Origin of the sequence: Pseudoalteromonas sp. P1-26, assembly GCF_001401795.1 — a bacterium.
In the GTDB taxonomy this organism is placed as follows: Bacteria; Pseudomonadota; Gammaproteobacteria; order Enterobacterales; family Alteromonadaceae; genus Pseudoalteromonas.
Genome location: NZ_LKDX01000002.1, coordinates 261,144 through 285,291 on the forward strand (window position 1 = coordinate 261,144; position 24,148 = coordinate 285,291).

A 24,148-nucleotide genomic window follows, 5' to 3' on the forward strand; every position below is an offset into this window, starting at 1 on the left:
AAGTGGTATTTAACTCACGAAATCAGTTTGTTATAACTAGGTTTATTTACAAAGCGATTAATCACCATGACTCTCACCACTGCGCGATTAACATTACGGCTGTTAAATGCCGATGACTGGCCATTGTTTTATACTTTGCATAATGATGCTGAAGTGATAGCTAAATGCTTCGATAAGCCCTCAGAGGCGCAGCTGCGAGCTAAGTTTAATGAACGCTTAAAGCCTTGGCAGCCAAATTCGAATTCACCACTTTGTTTAGTTATTGTTGAAACCAGTACTGGTAAAGAGGTGGGGGTAACTGGGTTTACTTCATCAACAGTGCCAGATAGTCAAGAAGTCGGTTATTTGTTGCTGCCTAATTTTCATGGTCGTGGCTATGCCACAGAGTCTTTGCAAGCAGTGCTTGATTACGCCAAATCAGAACATGCTGTACGTGAATTTAAAGCGGTTGTTACCGAGGGTAATATCGGTTCAGAAAAAGTACTTGAGAAATGTGGTTTTCAGTTAGTCGATAGGCAGCTAGATGCGTATGCTATTGGCGGTGTTTTGTATACCGATCATCATTTTCATTTAAGTTGCACTGATCACAGAGCGTGATCAGTGCGCAATTTTACAGATGAAGCTCAATCGCTTTTCTGTCTTTTTCAGGCATATTCGCAACCACTAAATCAAACGAATTATCAATCATTCGTTCAATCTCTCCTTGTGGTACGGTGCCGTCTAAAATAACCGTATTCCATAAACGTTTGTTCATGTGATAACCCGGGATCACCGACGGGAAAATATCACGCAGTGCTTGGGCTTCATCTGGATCGCATTTCAGATTTAGCCACCATACAAGGTTTCCCTCATCGTCTGTTTGGCCTTCTTTGCCCTCGGCAAGGGTGGCAAACATTTTATGATTCACCTTGTAAACGTCGACATCTTGGCCAAATGGTTGGGTGATCATCACCAATGGCTTTTTCATTAAATACTCGTGTACTGTGTGTTGATTCATGATCCAATCCTTGAAGTCATTTTTCGTAGTTATAAAGATAGCAGCTTTTTCGTAGTTTTGAGACAACTATTGTCATAATTTGCTGAAAAATCGAATAAATAACGGCTGCGAGTCAAAACTGTAAATTTTTATTGAACAAAAGCCATTACGTGGTAAATTTCTGTCATCAAAAAACGATAGGAATACACCCATGCCTAAGGCAAGTGAAGTTAAAAAAGGCGCCGCTATCGAGCATAACGGCCGTGTTTTAGTAGTTAAAGATATTCAACGTTCAGTACCACAAGGTCGTGCTGGTGGCAGTTTATACCGTATGCGTTTATACGATGTGGTAACAGGCGGTAAAGTTGATGAAACATTTAAAGACAGCGACATGCTAAAGCTTGCTGATCTCATTCGTCGTGAAGCTATGTTCTCTTACATTGACGGTGAAGAGTATGTTTTCATGGATAACGAAGACTACACGCCATATAACCTAAATAAAGAAGCGATCAGCGAAGAGATTTTATTCGTTAATGAAGAAACTCAAGGTCTTCACGTTATTGTGATTGATGGCTCGCCAGTTGGCTTAGATTTACCATCGAGTGTTGAGCTTGTAGTTGAAGAAACAGACCCTTCAATCAAGGGCGCTTCAGCAAGTGCACGTTCAAAGCCTGCACGTTTAACAACGGGTTTAACGATTCAAGTTCCTGAGCATATTTCAACAGGCGACCGTATTCGTATTAATACCGTTGAGCATAAATTTATGGGTCGCGCAGAAAAATAATTCTGTAACTCCTTTGAAAGCCGGCTTATAGCCGGTTTTTTTGTTTTATTTGTAACGCGCTCATAACAAAATTCATTGAAAAAGGAACGAAAAACGCGCATTATTATTGGCTTACGAAAACAATAATAAATACCAGTAGTAGATTAATGTTGAACCACGGATTGGAAAACAGAGAATACATCAAACTCCCCGAAGGCGTTGATATCGCCATAACTCCCGCTGGCGTTGTTGCCCGAAGCTATGCCTACATTATCGATTTTATTATCCGTAGTTTGGTTTTACTTGCTGTAGGTACTGTATTTGCCTTTTTTGGCGATGCTGGGCAGGGACTTATATTAATTGCTTACTTTTTAATTTCATGGGGTTATAACGTCCTGTTTGAAATGGAAAGTGGCCAAACGCCGGGTAAAAAACGCCTTAAAATCCGTGTTGTGCAAGACAATGGCTTACCAGCAAGCTTTTCGCAAATTGTAGTGCGTAACCTACTACGCCCAGCCGATATGCTACCTATAGGCTATTTCTTAGGCCTTGTGGTTATGTTGTTTAACAACCGTTTTAAACGCATTGGTGATTGGGCTGCAGGCACCATGGTTATTTACGACGATGAGTTAGCTACGCGCCCTGAATTATCTCAAGGTGAAGTGCATATTCCTACCATTAGCTTAACCACCGAAGAGCAATTAGCTGTGCTTGCTTTTGCAGAGCGTCATGATGAATTATCTGATGCAAGGCGCCGTGAATTGGCAGCTATTTTAGCTGCACCGTTTTCTGCTGAAGAGCATGAGATTGAGGCGCAACTTGTTAGTTACGCACGCCACTTTGCAGGTCAAGTTCAACACGATAACGATTACCCGCAGCAGGAGGGTAAGCAATGAAGCAAACTCAATTTGTAAAATCAAATAGCGTCAGTTGGGATGAATTTGAAGCGCTTTGCGAGCAAAGTAGTGCGGAGTCTTTACCTGTTAATTTTCCTAATTTGTATCGCAAAGTCTGTAATGATTTAGCCATTGCGCAAAGTCGTCAATACAGCCCGGTGTTGATTGAGCAAATAAACAGGTTGGTACAGTTAGGACAAAAGCGCCTTTATTTATCTCGAAGCAATCAATTTTCTGAAATATGGCATGTGGCCCGCACGGCATTTCCGCGTGCACTGTATGAAAATCGTTTAATGCTTGGTATTAACTTATTGGCATTTTGGGGATTGGCCTTAATTGCTTTTATTTGGGTAACTATCGACCCTGATGCTGCGTATACATTTTTAGGGCAAGGCACTGTCCTTAATATCGAACAAATGTATAACCCTAGTGGTAGCGTTCAATCGGCGGAGCGCGGCGCATCGCAAGATCTGATGATGTTCGGGGTCTATATCTACAATAACATTGGTATCGCATTTCAGATGTTTGCAGGTGGCGTATTGTTCTGTGTTGGCGCTGCTTTTTTTCTATTGTTCAATAGTTTTTATTTTGGTGCTGTTGCAGCTCACATTGTGAATGTTGGATTTGAAGGGCCGTTTTTTTCGTTTGTAATAACCCATGGCTCATTTGAGTTAACCGCTATCATCATTGCCTCAGCGGCCGGGTGTCAAATAGGTTATGGCTTGTTAAATCCTGGGCAGTATACTCGCGCATATGCGATGAAACAGGCTGCAGAAAAAGCGCTTCCACTGATTGTTGGCGCATTTTTAATGTTAGTCATTGCCGCTTTTATCGAAGCATTTTGGTCACCCCGTGATATTGCTAACGAAGTTAAATATTTAGTTGGCAGCGGTTGTTGGGCTTATGTCGTTTTTCGCTTATACAGGGGAATGCGTTATGGAGCTTAATCGACTTAGCTTCAATCCTCGCAAGCGCAGTGCTTACGAAACCTTTGATTTAACAGTGTTGCTAGTTAAGCAGCATGCTCTAGCGTTGGTTTCTTTGTATTTGATGATGGCAGTACCCGTATTTTTGATTGTCGGCTTTTTATTAAGCTGGGGCATAGGTGGCTTTGTTGTTTGGTGGCTTAAACCTGTATTTGAGCGACCTTTACTCGATTACATGTCAAAAGCGGTTTTCAATCAGCCAGTCAACATAATGAGTAGCTTAAAGTCACTCAAGCAGTTAAAAATCGCTGATATATTAGCGCATTTAACCGTTTTTAGGCTCAGCCCAAACAGAGCATTTTTAGCCCCTGTAGAACAACTTGAACGACTATCAGGTGAGCGCAAAACTAAGCGTAAGCAGGTGTTGTTTGCTTCAACTAAGCCTAAGCAGACATTGTGGATGCTGTTCTGTGTACATTTTGAGTTTATCTTATTGATGGGAATATCGGCACTGACAATTGCACTTGTGCCCCATTCATTCTCTGCACAAGAAGCCATGTACCAAATATTCGAAGCGCCAATCTGGGTTGAGATAGCGTTTAACTTTATTTATATCATCAGTATCTCGTTAGTCGCACCGTTATTTGTAACAGGTGGTTTCCTTGCTTATTTACACCGTCGAGTTGAACTAGAAGGCTGGGATATCGAGCTGGCATTTAAAAATATTCGCACCCGTCTTGCAGGCGTAGTCAGTGCTGTAGCACTACTTATACTTACAACGTTTACACTGCAACCATCAACAAGCTATGCAGAGCAAATCGATAAGCAAGCGGTAAAAGAGCAAGTTACGGCTCTTTATAATGAGCCTAATGTCATTGAAACTGAGACCACGTGGGTGCCAAATATCGAAGCAAAAGGTAGCTCATCAGAGAGTGATTGGTCTTGGCTTATCGATGTGTTTACTGCCATTGGTGAAGTGTTTGGCATATTTGTTTGGGTACTGGTCGGTTTATTAGTTATTTGGTTGGTTTATTACCTAATGCAAAAACGCGGTTTTTTTGCAAATTTAAGCTTACCAGAACGTACAAAAGTAAATGAAGAGCCAGTTATCCCAACCTTATTTGCAGAAATTAAAAGTAAGGATTTACCAGCAGATTTAATTGCCGCTGCAAAGCAATGTTTTGAGCAAGGTGAGCACCGCTTGGCGCTGGCGTATTTGCTTCATCATGCGCTGAGTTGGGCGCAGCAACAACATGAAGTGCGCTTGCACCGCTCGATGACTGAGCGCGAATGTAAACGTGCAATTGATGCTAGGGTGCCAAATCAAGGACAAGCAATTTTTGCCCGCTTATTTTCTGCGTGGGTCACGGTTGCTTGGGGCCATAAAACCCCTGATATCGACTTTATCGAGCTGACAGAGCAAATTACGGCAATGACAACAGAGACTAAGGAGCAAGCCCATGAAGCTTAAGGTTGTGCTCATAGCGGTGCTAGTGATGTTTAGCTTATTTGTTATTGCTGGTATTGCTTCTTTAGATTGGCAGAAAAAAGAAATAGAAATTGGCTTTCATAGTGATGTGGCAAAAGATAACTTCACGATGGCTAAGCGGCTACTTAAAGTCAATGGTATCGATTGGAATAAAAACAAACGCTTGGCAGAGCAAGCACAAAGTGATGAGTTAAACATAGACCCACAAAGTATCTTAATTTTGGATGAGGCGGTGCTTGCTGACTCCTACCAATTAGATGTGCAGCTTGCTGATTGGGTCGCTGATGGCGGACGTTTAATTTATGTATTAAACAGGCAACGTGATGAGCTGGCGATTGATAGCACAGTATTTTTTAGTCAGCTTGGCATCAATGTACAAAGCCAAGAAGATGTTTTTGAATATGATTTTGCGACGCTCAAAGAAGGGAATAAAAATAGTAATTTATTAATTGATGAAAACACTCAGCTTGACCTTGAGCTAAGCCGTGCCTTTTTTATTGAAAACTGCCCCGGTGTGAGTACAAATAATGATAACGGCGATACCTTGATGTGTGACTTTGCATTTGGTCAAGGTAGGGTCATTGTGATGCCATCGCTGTTACCTTTTACCAATTACCGACTTCGCCATCTGGATCATGGCAGTTTATTGCTTTGGTTAAGTAAAGGGGCTGAAAAAGTAACGTATGTACCTTATCTGACTTACCCAAACTGGTTTGCTAAATTATGGCACTGGAGCTGGCAATTTGTGGTGACGTTGCTGTTATTAATTGTGCTTGCAGTGTGGCATATCAGTAGTCGTATCGGCCGCTCTTATGCTCCTGACTTCGATATAAAAACCAGCTTTAATCAGCATATTCGAGCAGTAGCAAACTTTTATTCAGAGCATGGTCACGAAGCCGTGTTATTTACTGCACTCAAGAAAGATTTTTACGCCAAAGTAGAGTCGCGAGTGCCTAACTTTAAGATGCTTAGTGCTGAAAAGCAGGCGCAGATCATCGCTAATTTAACTCATTTTGAAAAACAACAGGTGGCTGAGTTGCTTGCTAGCAAGTTGCCTGAGTCCAAAGAACAACGAACAGAATATATAAAACGATTTAAACAATTAAGGAATGCCTTATGAGCACGGAATTAGACACTAATCGCATGAGCTTAGTTGAGGCAGCTGATGCAGTAAAACAAGTAAAGCATAACATTTCGCGTGTCTTAGTTGGTCAAGATGCTATTGTTGAAGATGTGCTTACGGTGCTCTTTGCGGGTGGTCATGTATTACTTGAAGGGGTTCCAGGGCTTGGTAAAACGCTACTGGTTAGAGCCTTAGCAAAAAGCTTAAATGTAGACTTTTCGCGAGTGCAGTTTACACCGGATTTAATGCCTTCAGATGTTGTTGGTCATAGTTTGTATGATATGAAATCAGGTGAATTTAATATCAAAAAAGGCCCAGCATTTACTAATATTTTGCTGGCTGATGAAATCAACCGTGCACCAGCTAAAACGCAATCAGCTCTTCTTGAGGTGATGCAAGAGCAACAAATCACCATTGATGGCGAGTCATTATCTATTGATTCACCGTTTATGGTATTAGCCACTCAAAACCCATTAGATCAAGAAGGGACGTACCCACTGCCTGAGGCTGAATTAGACCGTTTTATGATGAAAGTGGAGCTTGGTTTTCCTTCTCATGAATCGGAAGTTGAGCTTTTAAAACTGAATACACAAATTGTCTCTAATGAAACCAAAGTAGAGCAGCTCCCAGCGGTATTGGATGCTAAGCGAATTGCTGAAATTAAACAGCTTTGTGCAGATATTTTAGTAGACGAACAAATACTGAATTATGCCGTCGATATCGTGCGTAGTTCACGAACTTGGCAAGGTGTGCTCCACGGCGCAGGGTTACGTGCCTCAATTAATATCATTAAAGCGGCAAAAGTAATGGCATTAATGAATGGCCGTGATTTTGTAACTCCTGATGATGTGAAGTCAGTGTCTGTGAATATATTAAGACACCGATTAATTTTATCGGCTGATTTGGAGCTGGAAGGGGTGTCATTTGATGAAGTGATCAATGCCATTTTAGCCAGTGTTGAAGCACCACGCTCATGAAACGCATCAAGCATAGACCTGCAAAACGCTTAATACAATTAACAGCTTTACAGCTGTTATTGTTGCTTGTCTGTGCCATTGCATCAGTTGACAGCTTAGTGCTAACGGCCTTGCTCTTAGTGCCTTTATTGCTCGCATTTGTAGATTACATGGCATCGAAGTCAGAGCCTTTACTTGAAGTAAGTGCACAAACGAGTCTCAACATGGCTTTGTATCGCCGCCAAGCATTGCAGCTAGTGATTAAAAATAAAGCGAAGCATGCGACCATGCTAGATGTCAGTGTTCATTTAAGTAATGCAATTGAGCTACAAAAGCCACAGCAAACGGTGTTTATAGATGCAATGCAACAAGCAAAGCAGAGCTTTAGCTTACGCGCTCACAAACGAGGTGATGCGCAGATCAGTGCCATTGAAGTTAGGGTAGGGTCGCCATTTGGCCTTTGGCAAACAAACTGGTTAGCTGAGCAAGCAATTCAATTAAAAGTGTATCCCGACTTTAGCCGGGTTACTTCAAAGCAGCATTTAAATGGCGTAGTGAATAAGCCTATTTCAGGCTTAAAGCTCACTAAAAAGCGCGGTGATGGTATCGAATTTCAGCAGTTACGTGAATATCGCCAAGGTGATAGTGTTAGGCAGATAGACTGGCAGGCGACCAGTAAGCGTCGAAAACTCATTTCTCGTGAGTATCAAGAAGAGCAGAACCAACATGTCATAGTGATGCTAGACGCTTCTAAAAAAATGGCCATTGAAGCTAATGAAGGCAGCCACTTTGATCATGCTTTAAATGCATTATTACTGCTGTCGCACACAGTTTTAAAGCAAGGTGATTGGTTTAGCATGCAGAGCTTTAACCAAAATCTGCGTTGGTTACCTGATGTAAAAGGTGCGCAGAATGTATCACGGGTAATGAATCACTTTTATGATCTATACCCAGATAAGAGCAGCAGTGACTATTTAGTGGCTGTGAACCAATTAATCGCTAAACGCAGTAAACGTTCTTTAGTGTTATTAGTTACCACCCTTGATGAGCAAAGCATTGATGAGTTAATGCCTGCAATTAAGCTATTACAAAAACACCACTTAGTGGCACTTATTAATATTAATAACCGTGCTGTAAATGAGGTGCTCGATGAGCCTATTGAAAAGTACGAAGATGCAACCAGTTACTGTGCAGCATTAGCACTACTAAATTCACATAAAGCCAATATGGCGAAGCTGAAAAAACAAGGTGTAATAGCCATTGACTGTAACCCTGAGCAGCTGCTACCGCATGTGCTTAACACCTATTTAAATGTGAAGCACTCCGGGGCATTGTAAGACCAGCTGGCAATAAAAAAGGCATTGAATTCAATGCCTTTTTTATTAAATAACGAAACGATTATTTTTGATTATCAATAGCTTCGTTAATTTTGTATTGGAAATAAATAACGTTAAAGAAAAACGTTAAAATACCACCTAAATGAACTGGTTCATTACTGCCTTCATTAATCAACTCTTTAATCGATGTACGAAGAGAGAAAATTAATACAATGGCAACAACAAACGAAATCAGTGACACAATACCACCAATTTCAGGTGAAACTCCTGTAAAAGACAACGCAATATTCACAATGTACAAAGCAACATAGCCATAAACTAAGCCTTGGCTTACCTGGTTTTTTGCTAATGCATTGGCTTTATTGGTTCGGCTTACTAGCCAGTATACGGCGTAGATACCAAATGTGAAAAGACATAAAAAGAACACGCCCCAAGCAGAAAAGCGGTCAAAATTTAAAATAGGTTTATTACCGCTGGTATTTTGCTGTGTAAGCTCAGCTTCTGGCGCTTCATAGATGTTAGCTGATTCTTCAGACATAACGATTCCTCATAATTATTTTTGTATATTCCTTTGTGCAAATTGCACGTACCGATAATAGCAGTGAGGCTGGTTTTTGTACATCATTTCAACAGCCTAGAAAGTAAGGTTAACTACCATAAAGGTCAGTATAAATAAGCCTTATAGAGGGTATAGCATGAGTGAAGTTTTAAAGGTTGCTGAATTTATGTACACTGCCGCAGATTTTAATGAGGTGCTGTGTGTTATTTGTATTTTTGAGCTGTGTATTTATTTTGGTGATGTATTTAGAGTCTTTGTCTAAAGGGATGCCGGTAAAGCGTTGGATGCTGCTAGGTGGAATGCTTGGGCCTATCGCTTGGTGTTTATTTAACGTGCATTATCGCCGCGCATTTGTGCGCCATGTTGGCCGCCAATCTTGTGGCTGGCGCCCTTAAACTTTTGCTGTTTTTAACAGGCTCGGCGCAGATTTATCGAGTTGTTTTTGTAGGAAGGCGGTAAATTCAGGCTGAGACAGTGGCTTAGAGTAGTAGTAGCCTTGAACCGTCTGGCACTTTAACTGCTCTAACATCACAACCTGTTCGGCTTGTTCAACCCCTTCTGCAACCACATGCAAATCAAGGTTATGGGCAATAGTCACAATTGAGTCAACCATATTGCGGCCACGCTCTGATTGCATGTCGTCAATAAAGGCTTTATCAACTTTCAAGGTATTAAGCGGGAACTGTTTAAGATAGGCTAAAGATGAGTAACCCGTGCCAAAGTCATCCATCGCAAGGTGAATACCCCGAGCACTGAGTGAACGCATTACTGCAATTGCTTCGTTAGGGTCGTCCATAACCGTACCTTCGGTGATCTCCAGTTCAAGGAAGTAAGAGGGCAATTCATTCTTTTGCAAAATCACATCAATACGAGTGGTTAAATCAGGTAAGCTAAACTGCTTAGCCGATAAGTTCACAGCAACACGACCGTTGAATAAGCCTTGATCTATCCATGCTTTTACATCGCGGCATGCTTTATTTAAAACAACTTCACCAATTTCGATAATTTGCCCAGTTTCTTCAGCGATAGGAATAAACACTCCTGGGCTGATCACACCTTTTTTCGGGGTAATAAAGCGCACAAGAGCTTCCATACCATCGAGTTTACCTGTACGAATATTCATTTTCGGTTGGTAATACACTTCAAAGTGATCTTCTTTTAAGCCGTAACGCATTAAGTTTTCGATTTGTAAGCGTTTAACTGCTTCACGGTTCATAGTGTCGTTGAAGAACAGATAGCTATTGCCTTTTTTCTTAGCGTGATACATGGCTGTATCCGCATTTTTAAGTAATAGTTCTGGGGTATTGCCATCTTCAGGGAACAGCACGATACCGACACTTGAGGTGATCACTAGTTCGTGACCCGCCATATTAAAAGGTGTGGCAATGGCGGCTAAAAAGAGTTTTGCCATGCGAGTAATGGTATGAATATCGTTGGTACCCGACATGACCAGTGCAAACTCATCACCGCCTAGGCGATAAAACACATCTTTTTCACGGGTTAACTTATTCAAGCGCATCGCAAGCTTAGATAGCAAGCTATCCCCAAGTTGGTGACCCAGAGAGTCGTTAATTTTTTTAAAGTTATCTAGGTCAAACACTAATAAAGCGTGATGGTTATCTTGCTTAGCGAGCTTTTTCAGGTTGGTGAAAAATAAGTTTCGGTTAGGTAAGCCCGTTGTGCGGTCTCGGTTCGATAAGTTATGTAATTGTGATTCGGCTTTTTTACGCTCAGTTTGATCTGAAAACACAACGACATAGTTACATATTTGGTTGTGCTCATTTTTGATTTCATCAATTGAAATTTCAATCGGTAACAGCTGCCTTTTCGCATTGCGAAGTTTAACCTCTTGCTGCCAATGCTCTGTGGCTTTTACGGTGGCTTTAATTTCATCCACATAGCTTTGGTCATAGCCATTTAAGGTAAAATCTTTCTTTAAATATTGCTCTCGAGTACCACCAAATAGCGTTAAGAAGCTTGGGTTTAAGTCAACCAGCTTAAAGTTTTTATCGAAAATGGCGATGGCGTCAGTTAGCGACTCAACGCATTTAGCGAATAGGTTTAAGCGGGCTTCTGTTGATTTAAGCTGAGAAATATCTCTTACAGTGCCTGTCATACGCAAAGGGTTGAGGTTTGCGTCTTTTTCGATGATTTTGCCGCGATCCAGTACCCAATGCCAACGACCGAGGTTGTCTTTAATCCGGTAACTTGCTTCAAAAAAGGCGGTGTGTTCGGCAAAGTGTTTTTTTAGGGCTGTTTCAACGTGTTGTAAGTCGTGTGGGTGAATCAATTCGCGGTTAGGGGGAAAGCCGCTGCTACTGTTTGTATCTGAGGTGTATTTATCGTTAATTCGCAGCACTTCTCCGGTTTTAATATTCCAATCCCAGAGGGTATCGCCACTGCCTTCTACGGTACTTTTTAAGCGATGTTCTGAAATACGCAGTTGTTTTCGAGAGCGCTTTAATTTGAAAATTATAAATAATAGGTACGGCAATAACAGCATCATAATAGCACTTGGAATAAGCAGCAATGTGCTCTGTTCAAGCTCTATGGGGCTGGCGGATGCTGAAAAAATCCCAGCCATACTTATTGTTAAAAAAGCAGAAATCATTTTTATTATTTTTATCATTAATGCATTACCGTAATTCGCACCAATTAATCTAATCTAAGCTCGCGTTCGAGTCAAAGAGAATGCGAAGAAAGGCTTGCTTTTGGCTGTTTTTTAGCCTTTGGCTCACTTAAAAGTTCTATTCTTGGCCTGTTTTCACTGAACGTTTCGGTAATATACTGCTGCATTTGAGTAAGGCTTAACTTATCAAGTGCCTCTAAAAGCTGTTGTTGCATATTAAATTCAGTATCGCGATTACCAATAGCTAACCATAGGCGCTGTGAGCGTAAGCGCAAATTTTTATCTTTTTCAGCAATGTGTGTAACAAGACCTGCTTTGGTATCGAGCCATTGCTGCTCAGAAATGTTGTTTACTTGTGGCACATAATTATTAATAAATTGCTGGTGACGCTGAAGTATCTCATCAGCACTATGCATAGGTGACTGCACGTAAAAAGCAATACCAGCACGGGTATTAAAAGGAGCATAGCCCGCACCAACTAAGTAACCGAGCTGTTGCTTGGTTCTTAACTCATTAAAATAATCTTGGTTTATTAAATGATTAAGTACCATCATTTGCACCTTTTCGGTAGTGTCATCCGTTTGTGCTTGATAGTACAGCACCATCGCATGATCGCTACAATTTAACGTGAAGCGCTGTTGATCTACTTCGGTTATATCGTTAAGTGGTCGCGTTAAATCAATAATTGTGGTGCTGTCAGCTAGGTGTTTAGTCACTTGCTTTTGGAACTTAAGCGCATCACTACGTTGCCAGTTACCATGTAAAAAAGACTCAACGTGCAAGGCTTTAAAAAACTCATTTCTAAAGCAATTAAATTGATGGAAGCTAGTATCCTTTAAAGCTTGTGCTAAGGCATTAGGCTCTGGGTTCCATGGCATGATTTGCGCACCCAAAATACTAAATAGCTCACTAACAGGTTTGTTTTGATTGCTGTTTCGCCAGTGTCTAACGAGCTGCTTTTTATATTCAGCAAAGCGTTTTGCGCAGATTTCAACATTAAAGAGTGCTTCAAGTAACTCATTAACCAGCTCTAACTGACTCGATGAAAGACCCGCAGTATGTAGGGTTAAGCCACCTTGGTGAGAGGTTAAGTGATAACTAAGACCAGCCAATTCTGCTGGATAAAATTGCTCAGCAACACTGTCCATAAACAGGTCTGCAAATAAGCGGGTAAGGGCCATGTGTTTAACATCTTTAATTGCAAAGGTTGAGTCCATTGCTAAGTAAAAATGCCCTTTAGCTACTCTGAAAGTTGCGTCTTGTTTAAACCAAAAATCAAAGCCGTCTCGTGTGACTAAAAGCTCAGGTGATTTATTTGGCTCGTCTAATGGTAATAGTTCAACATCTTTTGTGAGGTATGGGTTAGCACTTGGTAAGCACATCTGTGGTAATGGCGTGTTTATTTCACTAAGCGCTTCTAACCAACTTGCTGAGATGTCTTCTACTTTATATGGTGTGTTGTACCAAGCTGTAGTGTGCTCAGGCTCAACACCTGGATGAATGAGTACCAAGCGCATGTTATCAGGTGTTAGCCATTGCATAGCAATTTCATGGGCACAACGGTTAAAGCCTTCCATTAAATAATCGCCTTGCACATAGTTGGCTTCATCGTAATGCTGCATATTAATGCTTAAGTTACTCACCCAATCAATTAAGCGCGCTTTTTCTTGGTTATCAAAGGCAATTTGCAAGAGGTTCTTTTTGTCTTGATAAAGACGCGGCAATTTATCGCAGTTTTGGTTAATTAAGCAGATATACTCAAACACCATTTCAACGATATCTTCATAGTATTCAATACCTTCATCAGTTAACGCCATACTGATGTTAAAATCTTTGAAATTACTGCCATTAATGCCACCACCTGCTGAGAGGGCATTGATCCAGCCTTGCTCTTTTAAAATAGAGTACAGTGACCCTTTGCCTTCGTAGCCGAGTAAGTGGGCAATAAAACTAACGGTTTTGTGACGATAAAAGTCATCTATATTTGGCATCGCAAAGCTAATAATGAGCTTTTGCATATGTTTATGTGGCTCAATGTGTAACACCTTACCTAAGTCTTGTTTACGGTAAAGTGGCTGCTCTATGATCTCTTTACTTTTTGGCTGACCTTTAATTTCGCTAAATAACCGTTTTACCCAGGTGGTCATGGTCGCAATATCTTCATTGCTACATATCACAAGTGTCATCCACTGAGCCTGATAATGGCTATCGAAAAAAGCACGTAGCTCATCACTGATACAGCCCTCACGATCCGCGAGGGTTTGCTGGTTACCGACCGAAAACTTTGCAAAAGGGTGCGCTGGGTTAACAGTTTCTTTATGAGCCTGATAAATACGGCGGCCGTCATCTTTTATTTTTAGTTTAAATTCTGCGTCTATAGCATTACGTTCTTTAGTTGTCTCTTTAGGATTTAAGAGTGGGGCAATAAAAAAACGACTGAATTGTGCTAGTGCCTCAGCAAACTGTTGGTTATTAATATCAAAGAAGTAGCAAGTGTGCTCAGTGCCAGTCCAGGCATTGGTGTTGCCACCAGATTGCGATACAAAATTAGAAAATCCGCCCGATTCTGGGTACAGGTCAGTGCCTAAAAAAAGCATATGCTCTAAAAAGTGCGCGAGACCTTGCCTATCAAGGGGGTCATCGAAATGGCCTGCGTTAATAGCCATTGAAGCCGCTGATTTTGTTGACTCTAAGTCTTGCACTAAAAGTACTTTTAGACCATTGTCCAGTGTTAGGGGTTGATATGTTCTGTTATCATTGCGGCTGATATTCAAAAGATGCTCCTGAAAGAGTGCGTTAATGTCCTAACAACAGATGATATTTTCAGGAAAGCTAAAAAAGACAGAGCTACGAAAATCTACCTGAATATCATAAGCGGATGTTTAATGTATCTAGTGATGATATTCTAATATAGCGAACAATCAAGCAAACTGGCTACTGTTTTATATTCTTTAATCGGTTGATTTTTTATGAAAACAATCTTAATCATGCGCCATGGCGAAGCTACGCCAATGCAAGCAGATGATGCAGCAAGACAACTGACCGAGACCGGTCACCAAGAAGCCAGTCGAATGGGGCAGTGGTTAGCAACACACCATAAACCTGATGCTCTGTTGGTAAGTCCTTACATTCGCGCACAACAAACTGCTATGGATGCGACGCAACATATTTCGTTACAATTTAACGAAACTTGCAGTGATATTACCCCCGATGGTGTACCGCAAATTGCTGCTGATTACCTAGAAACCTTGATTGCTATGCATCCAGACTGCAATACCTGGTTGGTCGTTGCCCATATGCCAATTGTTAGCTACTTAGTTGATCAGTTAAGCCCTGGTCATATGCCAATCTTCAATACAGGGGCGGTTGCTGTTATCGAATATGATGAACACAAACAGCGCAGTCAGTACCTCAGTATTCACTCGCCAAATAACGTCGAAATCTAACAGTGGATTTGCTAAATTAGCGCCACTGTTAATTTTTTAAGTTCTTACTATGACAATCGAACGTTTACAAACCGGTGCGCGTATGAGCCGCATCGTTAAGCATAACGGCACAGTATACCTATGCGGCCAAGTTTGTGCTGATGCCGAAAAAGATATCACCGAACAAACTCAAACCATGCTAGATAAGGTCGAAGCGCTACTTATTGAAGCAGGTAGTAGCAAAGAGCACATGCTAAGTGCCACAATTTACCTGAAGAGCATGGAATACTTTGCAAAGATGAACGCTGTTTGGGATGCATGGGTGCCACAGAGTCATGCACCAGCTCGCGCTTGTGTTGAGGCAAAAATGGCGCGCGATGCATTATTAGTTGAGATTTCTGTCGTTGCAGCCGTTAAGTAACGAGCAGCGTATCGCGCAGATGATTGCTCGCTTTAATGAGCAATCAGGGCGCGAACTGATTGAACTGCCACATTGGCATTTTTGCGACAATGAGCAAGATGCCAATGACTGCGCATTGCTGGTTTTAAATGGCGTAAAACAAGCAACAACCCCTTCACTTTATTGGTTTAAAGCCAATAATGAAGCCCTTCCTGAAGTTGGTGATTTAGCCATTTTTACCAATTGGCAGGGACAGCCACTCGGCATAATTGAAACCGTCTCTGTAACTATTACCCCATATAATCAAATAAGCGCCGATTACGCCGTATTAGAAGGCGAGGGCGACAAGAGCCTTGAGTACTGGCAGCGTGTGCATTGGGATTATTATCAGCGAGAGCTCGCAGGTACAGGCTATCAATGTCATCCAGAGATGCCGTTGGTGTGTGAGCAGTTTAAGTTAGTTTTCAAGGAGTCAGAATGAGCACGAATCCTGTGGTTCTTATTACCGGAGGCGGCCGCGGTATAGGTGCAGCAACAGCAAAACTATTTGCTAAACATGGCTATGATGTGTGTATTAATTATAAGTCAGATCACGCAAGTGCAGAGCAGGTCGCTGATGAGATTAAAGCGCTTGGCGTGAATGCTTATTTGTTGCAAGCCGATATTGCCGATGAGCAGCAAGTACTCGCCATGTTCGCCAAATTAGATGCTCAGGTTTCGCGGTTAGATGTGTTAGTTAATAACGCAGCGATGATGATGCCGCAAATGCCGTTATTAGAGATGGATGCTAAGCGTATCAACGCTATTTTAAGTTGTAATGTTACAGGGGCATTTTTGTGCGCGCGAGAAGCAATAAAGCGTATGGACAAAGGCAGTATTGTCAATGTTTCATCGGGTGCGTCGCGAACAGGCTCGCCAAATGAATACTTAGATTATGCAGCATCCAAAGGAGCGCTTGATACTTTCACGATTGGCCTTGCTAAAGAAGTGGCGAGTAAAGGTATTCGAGTTAATGGGGTAAGGCCAGGCCTTATTTATACAGATATGCATTGCGATGGTGGTGAAGCAAACCGAGTTGATAGGTTAAAATCTAAGTTGCCGCTAGGGCGTGGTGGTGAGGCTGATGAGGTTGCCTCAGCGATTTACTTTTTGGCAAGTGAGCAAGCATCATTCACAACGGGCAGTTTTATAGACGTATCGGGTGGGCTTTAGTAAGCCTCGCTGGTGGTAACTGCGTTGAGGGGTTATTATTTCCTAATATAAACCATAAAAATAACCCAAGGTAGCCCATGGATTCACAAAAGAAATCGACTTTATTTCTGTTCGGCTTATTTATGTTCATTATGTTGGTGGGGCTGTTTGGTGTATCGCAAACAACACGCTGGAGTGAACCTTTAGCTAACAATATATATGCAATTGCGGGCCTGTTTGCTTTTAGTGGTGATTGGACACAAGAGCTTTATAAAACCAATCAAATGAACCCTTTCATTGAATTTGCTCGATTTGCAGCCCCCTTAACGACAGCATTAATTTTCTTCTATCTAATTTTTGATGGTGCAAAGCAGCTCATTGTATATTTACTGAGGCCTCGCTCTGACTTTCAGCTTGTTGTGGGTTTGGGAAATAAAGGTTCTGCCATTGCTCTATCTGCATTGGCTGCGAATAAATCAGTTATAGCAATCGAAAGTAACCCTGAAAATAGTCATATTGCCTTACTGAAACAAAAAGGTGCGATTGTGCATGTTGGTGATATTAATCAATCAGTTGCTGATAAGCTTCACTTACAGCATGCTGAGGCGGTATTTTTCTGTTGTGGCGATGATAGCCATAACATTACTATTGCTCAGCAAGTACTTACTAACTTACCCAACTTGAAAGCGCCCGTTTTTGTACATCTGCATAGTCGGGTATTAGCGGATCAACTTAAACAACTCCCTCGATTTATTGAAAATACCAGCACCGAACTACGCTTTTGGCGTAAAAGCCAGTTACTAGCAGAGCAGCTTTTTGCCAAGCATTCGCCGTTACCACTGCTTAATATTCAAGGAAAAGACCAAGTTCATTTGGTTATTTTTGGTAGTAATGACGCGGCGTTAGATTTAGCAAGAACTTATGCGAAAAGTGCTATCTACAGTAGTTTAAAGCCGGTAAAAATTACTTTAATCACTACCGAATCTAACGCAGAGTTGAGTGCAGAACTTACAGCTATTGACGCTGCCGCTGAGCTTAACGTTATTAATAAGCAAGTTCATGAGTTACTCGCAGATAATAAACTGCTGCTCGATATCATTTCTAATGCAACGCAAATTTATATTTTCGATACACAGCAATTAAACTGTTTCTCAATCGCTTTGACACTTCGCAATAAGATGCTAGTTGAATGCCTATTTATGGCACCCATTTACTACGCAACTAGCTACACCGAATTTAGTGAACAACAACAAGCTAAAACAAGGCAAATACCTGATAACTTGGTGGCTTTTAATGATAACAGTAAAGATATCAATATTAGCGCAGTGACTCAGCCTCGTGGCTCAGTGTTAGCTAAGCGAGCTCACGAACAAAGCTATCAAGCAAATCAAGATAATGTTACTTCATGGCAAGACCTACCTTATAGTTTAAAGGAAGCCAATAGAGCTTTTGCGCTGAGTTGGCGTGAAAAACTGGCGATGGTAAATGCACGTTTTAGCAGCCACTCAAACAGCATTGAATTATCAGATAACGAGCTCAATATGATGTCGTCGATGGAACATGCTCGCTGGTGCGCTGAGCGTAAAATTGATGGCTGGCAGTTTTCTAGTACTCGCTCAAATATTGCAAAACGACATACACTGATAAAACCTTGGCATGATTTAACACAACAACAGCAGCAAGGTAATAGTGATTTTTTTGCCGCAGCTGTTAACGATTTACTGTTACTGGCAAAAGATACAACGCAACCTTTTGGCATTGAAAAAGTGGTCACCGTGGCAGTCACAGGCCATCGCTTCACAAACCTTGAAAGCCAGCAACATGACACTTTGGTTCGAGATATTGATCAGCAGTTAGATGCGCTTAAGCAGGCTCATCCAAATTGTCATTTTCAGTTTGTTTCTGGTCTTGCTGAAGGAGCTGATAGATTAGTGATAGAGCGAGCGCTAACCCGTTTAGACGCTAGTTTTATTGCTCTACTGCCCATGCCTTACGAACTGTATAAATTGGATTTTAGTAAACAAGATAGTGAGTTTGAACAGTTGCTCGCCAAAGCACAGTGGTTTGCAGAAATTCCCCCTGTTTATCGAAGTTTAGCCGAGATGGAAGATACAGCTAATGAGTCTCGTGCTTTGCAATATGCCTCTTTAGCAGCGCACTTGGTTGCTATGGCCGACGAGCTGATAGCTGTCTGGGATTCTCAACCTAGTAGAGGAATTGGCGGTACAGCTGATGTTGTAAATTGGTGGCAGCATGGTGTGCCTGAACAGTTTAAGCGCCATTACCCGTTTACTAGTAAGGGACTTAAAGCTGAAGTGCGTATTGTAGACTTTAAGAGAGATTAGCTAATGAGTGAGAAGTTAGTTAAGCATCAATACTTGGCGTTTATTTCATATCGTCACGCTGATAATAAGCAAACCGGTCGCCAGTGGGCAACCTGGTTGCATCAAGCAATCGAAACCTATGAAATCCCAAAAGATTTAGTGGGTCAAAAAAACGCCCGTGGCGAGTTGATCCCTGAGCGTATTTTCCCCATTTTTCGCGATGAAGAAGAGCTCCCAGCCGATGCTGATCTTGGCAATGCAATTACACGTGCACTAGATAATACTCAACTGCTTATTGTGTTATGTTCGCCTAACGCAGTGGCATCTACTTATGTTGCAGATGAAATCGATTACTTCAAAAAGTTAGGCCGAAGCGATCAAATTATTGCCGCAATGATTGACGGTGAACCAAATGCAAGCTGGGATAAAACAAAGCAATCGCAAGGGGTTGCGCCAGAGGATGAATGTTTTCCAAAGCCCTTACAATATGCTTACGACGCACAGGGCAACCCAACAACACAATTAGCTGAGCCTCTAGCGGCTGATTTTCGGGTTAATCATGATGGCAAGCTTGAACAAGGCTGGACCTCAATTGAAGCATATAAACAGTATTTAAAATCGCGCACTGAATTTTCAAGCCAAGATTTAGCTCGATATGTTGAGCAATACCAAGCTCAACAAAAATTGATGCTGTTAAAAATTATCGCAGGCATTTTAGGTGTGCCACTCGGAGCATTAACTAAGCGCGACCAAGCTTATCAATTAGAACTTGCTAAGCAAAAGGCAAAGCGTTTGCGCCAATGGTTAAGCGCCGTCGCTATGCTGGCTGTTATTGCAGTGGTAGCGGGTGTTTTTGCTTATATTAAACAGCAACAAGCCATTAAAAATGAACAGCTTGCGCAACAGCAAACTAAAATAGCAACTGAGCAGCGTGATGCTTCATTGTTAAATCAAAGTCGCTTTTTGCTTGATAGGGCCCGTCAAGCTAACGATGATGGAGAGCATGATACTGCGTTGCTATTAGGCCTCAATGCACTACCCGGTTTATATGGCGGAGAGCGTCCAATGCCCGGTGGAATAGGGCAATTGCGTCGGGCGATTTATGCCAATAACAAACACTTTTATTATCAAGCACAAGAAAAAATTGAACAGTACCAATATGTTGAAAATGAACAGCTGTTTGTACTTTCAAATGGCAAAGTTAAGCGTTTATCAATAACAGACAGTGACGAAGATAAACTGCTTAAAACTGAACAGTTTGTTCAAGGCTTTAGTCTGAGCCGTGATAACAAACAACTTGCTATAGCGACTCGAGAGGGCGAAGTCAGTGTTTGGGATAGTGATACCTTAACCAAACAACAAAGCACCGAAATTAAAGCCGAGATAAAAAACCTAGTATTTAGTCCTGATAACAAAACCCTTTATATGAGCAGTCATTTTGACCGGCTCATTGTTTGGGATGTCACTAATAATGCGCTTTTATACGATGTTAAACATTCTCAGCAATACGGCTTGGCAGACATTCAAATTAGCCCAAATGGTCACTATATTTTAACGACTCCTGAGCTCGTGGGGCCACTTAAACTCTTCAACGCTCAAAATGGAAATGAAATACGCTCATTGGATTTAGCTTATGATTTTACAGCTAAAAATAGCTTAGCTCGACAAACAGGCTTTACCAATGATAGCCAAGGCTTAGTTATTTACGATCTAAATGGTACCCGTGTTGAAGCAGTTGAAAGTGGCGAGCAACAAGGAGTTACTCCGCATATTCATACCTTGATGAGTAAAAATGGAGAATACGTTTATGCAATGGCCACTGTTAACCAAGTGCAATCGACAACCGAAAATGCTGATTTTATTCGTAGTTTAGAAAAGGCACCGACACTTTGGAATATCAAAACAAATCAAGGTAGTCAGCTTAGCCATTTTTCAAATGTTGAAGATGGCGCATTTACACCAGACGGTAAGCTTTTGATCACATTAGCGTATAAAAATGTGCGTGTGTGGGATGTCGCAACTGGTATTGAAGTTAATAACTTTAAAATTAATCAGCGCACAAAGCTTGTTTTAACAAACAGTGAGTTGGTTAACGCCTCGAGTGATGACAAAAGTATTTCAATTTGGTCATTACTGAAAAATAGCCCTAGCATAGCACTTAGCGAAAAAATTAATTTATGGGGCGCTGAATTTAGCACTGACGGGCACACTCTAACAGCACAGAGCCTTGATAATAAAAACCAGCTTTATATGTTTAATAGCTTGAGTGGTGAGCTTGTTCGACGCATAGATTTGTGTGAACGACATCGTGTTAATATCGCCGATGTAGCCAATGCAAAACGCTTTATAAGTGTGGAATGTGGTTATGGCAATCACCAAGTATTTGATCTAGAAAAGAACAGCTTAATTGAGTTTGGTGACAAATATGATTCGTCTTCGGTGGTGTTATTAAATGAAGCACAGCATTTTGTTTTATTTATTGAAGATTCTTGGAACAAAAAAGCGCTTTACTTAGTTGACTTGATGAGCGAACAAAGCATCGCCGAAATCCCCCTTAGTGAAGATACCATAATGACCGAGCCTAGGCTGAGTGCTGATGGGCGTTATTTATTGCTAGGTAATAATAAAAAAGGGGTGATGCTTTATGATTTACAAGCGAAAAAGCCGCAGTTTAATACAACTAAAATAGCCCGAGTTCTTGATGCCTACTTTGTGTCACAAGCAAACCGTTTGGTAATAAAAGCAGCCAAGCGTAAAGTGGGTATCTTGGATTTGCAAACCGGTGAGGTTTTAAAACAACTGACCTTCCAGTCTGATATTGCAGACCTACTTGTTAAGGGGAGTGAGCTGGTTATTGGATTAAAAGACAAAGCTGTTGTGGTTGTTGACACTGTTAGCTTGCAAGAACTTTATCGATTTAACACCACTGAAGAAGCTGGGGATTTAAGCTTATCAGCATCAGCAGAATATTTAATAATTAATCAAGGCAAGCCTAGTATTTATCATCTTGACACGGGTCAGCTGTTTTATCAGGTTGATGATTATCAACAGCAAAAAATAGCGTTTGATGAGCATGCTGACCGCTTAATCATATTAGCTAATCAAGGCAAGCTGTTTAGCTTACCCGCATTGAGTCGTGAAATTAATGATGCTGCGAAAAATGCATTGCCAAAAAGACGCAACTGCTTAACGCAAAAACAGCGTGAAGATAACTTTATTTCGCCATTAAATGTTCAGCAAAAACAAGTGCGAGGATGTTTAAAGTAAAATACTTAACCAGATGCTAAAGCTCACCACACTCAATACTGTTGAAAGCACGACGCTACTTGCCAGTGTCGCTTGGTGTTGCTTAATTTGATTGGCGATTAGATAAGCGTTGACCCCTAAAGGAGAGGCGCTTAAAAGTACTAACACGTTCAGTAATGATTGCTCTAGATTGAATACGCTGCCTGCAAAAAAGTAGACCCCGCACGGTAATACAACTAGCTTGATGATGGTTGCGATGATTGAGGCTTGTAAGTTGTCGGCCACTTTATAAAACGCAAGGTTCGCCCCTAATACAAACAACGCACAGGCAATGGCAGGTTTGGCAAGTAGACTCAGGCCATTTGCTAAATTATCAAAAAGTGTAAAGCCAAGTAAGTTAACAGCCAAGCCGCTACTGATGCTTAACACGACTGGATTCAGCAGCATGTTTTTAGCAAATGCTCGCCAAGAGAATGTTTGCTGCGACTTAGCACTGAGCAAAAAGGTAAGGGTAAACAAAAGTGCGCTATGAAAAGTGATGATCATAAACACAATGCCGACCATCTGTTGCCCAAGTGCAGCAATAATTATAGGTAAACCTACCAGTACCGTATTTGAGTAACTACTGCCAAGGGCAAAGACAGCATGACGTGACGGCGCAGACTGCTTGCTAATAAGGTAGCGGTCAAGAACATAGCCAAGTGCGTAAATGGCCAATACCGGGATGTAAAAGCTCAAAAACCCCGCAATGGACACACTATTTTGTAAATCGGCTTGGGCCATATTTAAAAATAGAAAAGCAGGCACACTGATATAAAAAGTAAACTTACTTAAACCTGCTATATGCTCTTTCGATAAAAACTTGCTTCGCGAGCTGATGTAACCACTTAGCACGATAAAAATCAGTGGAAAGATAATCGAAAAAATATGCACTTTAGGCCTTATGATAAGAAGACGTTATCGTCTGAACTCATCACTTTGTGGAAGATTAATTAAAATAAGTACTGCACCTTTACCACCAAATTCAAGAGGCGCTTGGTGCATAGCAATCACATCAGGGTGTTGAACTAAATATTGCGGTACCTTGTGTTTAAGTATGCGCTCACCAATGCCATGCACAACACAAGCGCAATAGTAATGCTGTTTTTTACACTCATGAATTAAACCTGCCAACTCATCTTTGGCTAATTCTTTATTTAAGCCATGTAAATCAAGGGTTAAATCTGGTGGGTAATCTCCACGGCGAAGTTGTTTTGCTAAAAAGCTATCGTGACCTGGTTTGACATAACTTACGGTGCCATGAGTGTCGATGTCTGGTACATATTCATCAGAAAAGAAAAATTCTGCCTGATGTTGCTTTTTTTGCTGGGAAAATTGCTTCGCTTGTGACACTTTAGGCTTATTGGTGAATCGAATAGTGTCTTGTTTAAATGCTTTGGCACCACTGATACTCTGACGAAATAAGTCAATATCGTCAGTGCTAATGTGGTTGTTGGCGTGGGGATCTTTTTTCATGGCGGCAGTCTAAACAAAAAAACGCTAAAAATCGAGTAAAAACCAACTGAAAAGACGGTACAATACGCGTCAGAACAGACTTTGAAAGTTAAGGAACATACATGAACCATTTCCAGATAGAAGACGCAATTTTAGACGAGGCAATTGCAGAACTTTCAACGTTGCATGATTGGTTACGTTGGACAACCAGTCAATTTGCCAGCAGTGGTATTTTCTTTGGGCACGGCACAGATAATGCGTGGGATGAAGCAGTTAGCTTATTATTACCCGCATTAAGTTTGCCAATCGACGCGCCAAAAGAGCTAATGCATGCGCGTTTAACCAGCACCGAGAAAAACCGTTTAGCTGAACTAATTGCAGAGCGTATTAATGATTGTACGCCAGTACCGTACC

Annotated in this window: 21 protein-coding genes and 1 pseudogene; 16 read left to right on the top strand and 6 right to left on the bottom strand. The window is 41.3% G+C overall.

The annotated features are described in order from the left end of the window. Positions 1–66: 66 nt before the first annotated feature. Positions 67–597, top strand: a complete 531-nt coding sequence (locus AN394_RS02585; protein ID WP_054562135.1) for a GNAT family N-acetyltransferase — start codon at positions 67–69, stop codon at positions 595–597. A gap of 13 nt (positions 598–610) precedes the next feature. Here the strand turns inward: AN394_RS02585 and AN394_RS02590 are convergent, their stop codons facing one another. Next, a complete protein-coding gene (locus tag AN394_RS02590) occupies positions 611–997 on the bottom strand; it encodes an MmcQ/YjbR family DNA-binding protein (protein WP_054553214.1) in 387 nt (128 codons plus the stop codon). Positions 998–1,187: 190 nt separating this feature from the next. Here AN394_RS02590 and yeiP point away from each other — a divergent pair, with 190 nt between their 5' ends. The 7 genes from yeiP (at position 1,188) to AN394_RS02625 (ending at position 8,466) form a co-directional block, all read left to right on the top strand. After that, on the top strand, positions 1,188–1,760 hold the full coding sequence (yeiP, locus tag AN394_RS02595; protein ID WP_055020721.1) for an elongation factor P-like protein YeiP: 573 nt from the start codon (positions 1,188–1,190) through the stop codon (positions 1,758–1,760). Positions 1,761–1,906: 146 nt separating this feature from the next. Further along, positions 1,907–2,635, top strand: a complete 729-nt coding sequence (locus AN394_RS02600) for an RDD family protein (RefSeq protein WP_055020722.1) — start codon at positions 1,907–1,909, stop codon at positions 2,633–2,635. Further along, positions 2,632–3,582 carry a stage II sporulation protein M gene (locus AN394_RS02605; protein WP_055020723.1) on the top strand — a complete coding sequence of 317 codons (951 nt, stop codon included), beginning with the start codon at positions 2,632–2,634 and terminating at the stop codon, positions 3,580–3,582. The genes AN394_RS02600 and AN394_RS02605 overlap by 4 nt, the downstream gene beginning before the upstream one ends. Then, positions 3,572–5,032, top strand: a complete 1,461-nt coding sequence (locus tag AN394_RS02610) for a hypothetical protein (RefSeq protein ID WP_055020724.1) — start codon at positions 3,572–3,574, stop codon at positions 5,030–5,032. Before AN394_RS02605 ends, AN394_RS02610 begins: the two co-directional genes overlap by 11 nt. Further along, positions 5,022–6,170, top strand: coding sequence for a DUF4350 domain-containing protein (locus AN394_RS02615; RefSeq protein ID WP_055020725.1), 1,149 nt, complete (start codon positions 5,022–5,024; stop codon positions 6,168–6,170). Before AN394_RS02610 ends, AN394_RS02615 begins: the two co-directional genes overlap by 11 nt. Next, positions 6,167–7,150, top strand: coding sequence for a MoxR family ATPase (locus AN394_RS02620; protein ID WP_054553208.1), 984 nt, complete (start codon positions 6,167–6,169; stop codon positions 7,148–7,150). The genes AN394_RS02615 and AN394_RS02620 overlap by 4 nt, the downstream gene beginning before the upstream one ends. Next, the gene (locus tag AN394_RS02625; RefSeq protein WP_055020726.1) at positions 7,147–8,466 is read left to right on the top strand and encodes a DUF58 domain-containing protein; all 1,320 of its coding nucleotides are present in this window, start codon (positions 7,147–7,149) and stop codon (positions 8,464–8,466) included. The genes AN394_RS02620 and AN394_RS02625 overlap by 4 nt, the downstream gene beginning before the upstream one ends. Positions 8,467–8,527: 61 nt before the next feature. On the opposite strand, the gene AN394_RS02630 is transcribed toward AN394_RS02625, so the two are convergent. Further along, positions 8,528–9,004: a DUF4234 domain-containing protein gene (locus AN394_RS02630; RefSeq protein ID WP_054562127.1), complete on the bottom strand. Its 477-nt coding sequence runs from the start codon at positions 9,002–9,004 to the stop codon at positions 8,528–8,530. Between the two features lie 221 nt (positions 9,005–9,225). On the opposite strand from AN394_RS02630, the gene AN394_RS22115 reads away from it, so the two are divergent. Next, the gene (locus AN394_RS22115) at positions 9,226–9,420 is read left to right on the top strand and encodes a hypothetical protein (protein WP_055020727.1); all 195 of its coding nucleotides are present in this window, start codon (positions 9,226–9,228) and stop codon (positions 9,418–9,420) included. On the opposite strand, the gene AN394_RS02640 is transcribed toward AN394_RS22115, so the two are convergent. Together AN394_RS02640 and AN394_RS02645 are read right to left on the bottom strand one after the other, a co-directional pair. Next, on the bottom strand, positions 9,417–11,531 hold the full coding sequence (locus AN394_RS02640) for an EAL domain-containing protein (RefSeq protein WP_408003008.1): 2,115 nt from the start codon (positions 11,529–11,531) through the stop codon (positions 9,417–9,419). The two genes, AN394_RS22115 and AN394_RS02640, sit on opposite strands and share 4 nt — an antisense overlap. Before the next feature lie 176 nt (positions 11,532–11,707). Then, positions 11,708–14,428, bottom strand: a complete 2,721-nt coding sequence (locus AN394_RS02645) for an insulinase family protein (protein ID WP_055020729.1) — start codon at positions 14,426–14,428, stop codon at positions 11,708–11,710. Positions 14,429–14,623: 195 nt separating this feature from the next. On the opposite strand from AN394_RS02645, the gene sixA reads away from it, so the two are divergent. The 6 genes from sixA (at position 14,624) to AN394_RS02675 (ending at position 22,261) form a co-directional block, all read left to right on the top strand. Then, positions 14,624–15,100 carry a phosphohistidine phosphatase SixA gene (sixA, locus tag AN394_RS02650; RefSeq protein ID WP_055020730.1) on the top strand — a complete coding sequence of 159 codons (477 nt, stop codon included), beginning with the start codon at positions 14,624–14,626 and terminating at the stop codon, positions 15,098–15,100. A gap of 49 nt (positions 15,101–15,149) precedes the next feature. Beyond that, entirely contained in the window at positions 15,150–15,500 is a 351-nt protein-coding gene (locus AN394_RS02655) for a RidA family protein (RefSeq protein WP_055020731.1), read from the top strand. Continuing rightward, a complete protein-coding gene (locus AN394_RS02660; protein ID WP_055020732.1) occupies positions 15,484–15,960 on the top strand; it encodes an ASCH domain-containing protein in 477 nt (158 codons plus the stop codon). The genes AN394_RS02655 and AN394_RS02660 overlap by 17 nt, the downstream gene beginning before the upstream one ends. After that, positions 15,957–16,691, top strand: a complete 735-nt coding sequence (locus AN394_RS02665) for an SDR family oxidoreductase (protein WP_055020733.1) — start codon at positions 15,957–15,959, stop codon at positions 16,689–16,691. Before AN394_RS02660 ends, AN394_RS02665 begins: the two co-directional genes overlap by 4 nt. Before the next feature lie 77 nt (positions 16,692–16,768). Then, complete coding sequence (locus AN394_RS02670) at positions 16,769–19,015, top strand: NAD-binding protein (RefSeq protein ID WP_055020734.1); 2,247 nt, start codon at positions 16,769–16,771, stop codon at positions 19,013–19,015. 3 nt (positions 19,016–19,018) lie between these two features. Next, positions 19,019–22,261 (top strand): toll/interleukin-1 receptor domain-containing protein, encoded by a 3,243-nt coding sequence (locus AN394_RS02675; protein WP_055020735.1) that lies wholly within the window; start codon positions 19,019–19,021, stop codon positions 22,259–22,261. On the opposite strand, the gene AN394_RS02680 is transcribed toward AN394_RS02675, so the two are convergent. Next, on the bottom strand, positions 22,253–23,173 hold the full coding sequence (locus tag AN394_RS02680) for an AEC family transporter (protein ID WP_055020736.1): 921 nt from the start codon (positions 23,171–23,173) through the stop codon (positions 22,253–22,255). The genes AN394_RS02675 and AN394_RS02680 overlap by 9 nt on opposite strands. Positions 23,174–23,197: 24 nt before the next feature. Continuing rightward, complete coding sequence (gene smrB / locus AN394_RS02685) at positions 23,198–23,755, bottom strand: endonuclease SmrB (RefSeq protein ID WP_054562116.1); 558 nt, start codon at positions 23,753–23,755, stop codon at positions 23,198–23,200. A 101-nt stretch (positions 23,756–23,856) separates the two neighbouring features. On the opposite strand from smrB, the pseudogene AN394_RS02690 reads away from it, so the two are divergent. After that, positions 23,857–24,148: pseudogene (locus tag AN394_RS02690) on the top strand (50S ribosomal protein L3 N(5)-glutamine methyltransferase); the annotation flags it as partial.

Excerpts from the sequence above, each read along its gene's own strand:
- AN394_RS02615 (WP_055020725.1), top strand. The coding sequence starts at position 5,022 with ATGAAGCTTAAGGTTGTGCTCATAGCGGTGCTAGTGATGTTTAGCTTA.
- sixA (WP_055020730.1), top strand. The coding sequence starts at position 14,624 with ATGAAAACAATCTTAATCATGCGCCATGGCGAAGCTACGCCAATGCAA.
- AN394_RS02610 (WP_055020724.1), top strand. The coding sequence starts at position 3,572 with ATGGAGCTTAATCGACTTAGCTTCAATCCTCGCAAGCGCAGTGCTTAC.
- AN394_RS02655 (WP_055020731.1), top strand. The coding sequence starts at position 15,150 with ATGACAATCGAACGTTTACAAACCGGTGCGCGTATGAGCCGCATCGTT.
- AN394_RS02605 (WP_055020723.1), top strand. The coding sequence starts at position 2,632 with ATGAAGCAAACTCAATTTGTAAAATCAAATAGCGTCAGTTGGGATGAA.
- AN394_RS02675 (WP_055020735.1), top strand. The coding sequence starts at position 19,019 with ATGAGTGAGAAGTTAGTTAAGCATCAATACTTGGCGTTTATTTCATAT.
- AN394_RS02630 (WP_054562127.1), bottom strand. The coding sequence starts at position 9,004 with ATGTCTGAAGAATCAGCTAACATCTATGAAGCGCCAGAAGCTGAGCTT.
- AN394_RS02640 (WP_408003008.1), bottom strand. The coding sequence starts at position 11,531 with ATGATGCTGTTATTGCCGTACCTATTATTTATAATTTTCAAATTAAAG.
- AN394_RS02600 (WP_055020722.1), top strand. The coding sequence starts at position 1,907 with ATGTTGAACCACGGATTGGAAAACAGAGAATACATCAAACTCCCCGAA.
- AN394_RS02625 (WP_055020726.1), top strand. The coding sequence starts at position 7,147 with ATGAAACGCATCAAGCATAGACCTGCAAAACGCTTAATACAATTAACA.
- AN394_RS02590 (WP_054553214.1), bottom strand. The coding sequence starts at position 997 with ATGAATCAACACACAGTACACGAGTATTTAATGAAAAAGCCATTGGTG.
- smrB (WP_054562116.1), bottom strand. The coding sequence starts at position 23,755 with ATGAAAAAAGATCCCCACGCCAACAACCACATTAGCACTGACGATATT.
- yeiP (WP_055020721.1), top strand. The coding sequence starts at position 1,188 with ATGCCTAAGGCAAGTGAAGTTAAAAAAGGCGCCGCTATCGAGCATAAC.
- AN394_RS02585 (WP_054562135.1), top strand. The coding sequence starts at position 67 with ATGACTCTCACCACTGCGCGATTAACATTACGGCTGTTAAATGCCGAT.
- AN394_RS02620 (WP_054553208.1), top strand. The coding sequence starts at position 6,167 with ATGAGCACGGAATTAGACACTAATCGCATGAGCTTAGTTGAGGCAGCT.
- AN394_RS02670 (WP_055020734.1), top strand. The coding sequence starts at position 16,769 with ATGGATTCACAAAAGAAATCGACTTTATTTCTGTTCGGCTTATTTATG.
- AN394_RS02665 (WP_055020733.1), top strand. The coding sequence starts at position 15,957 with ATGAGCACGAATCCTGTGGTTCTTATTACCGGAGGCGGCCGCGGTATA.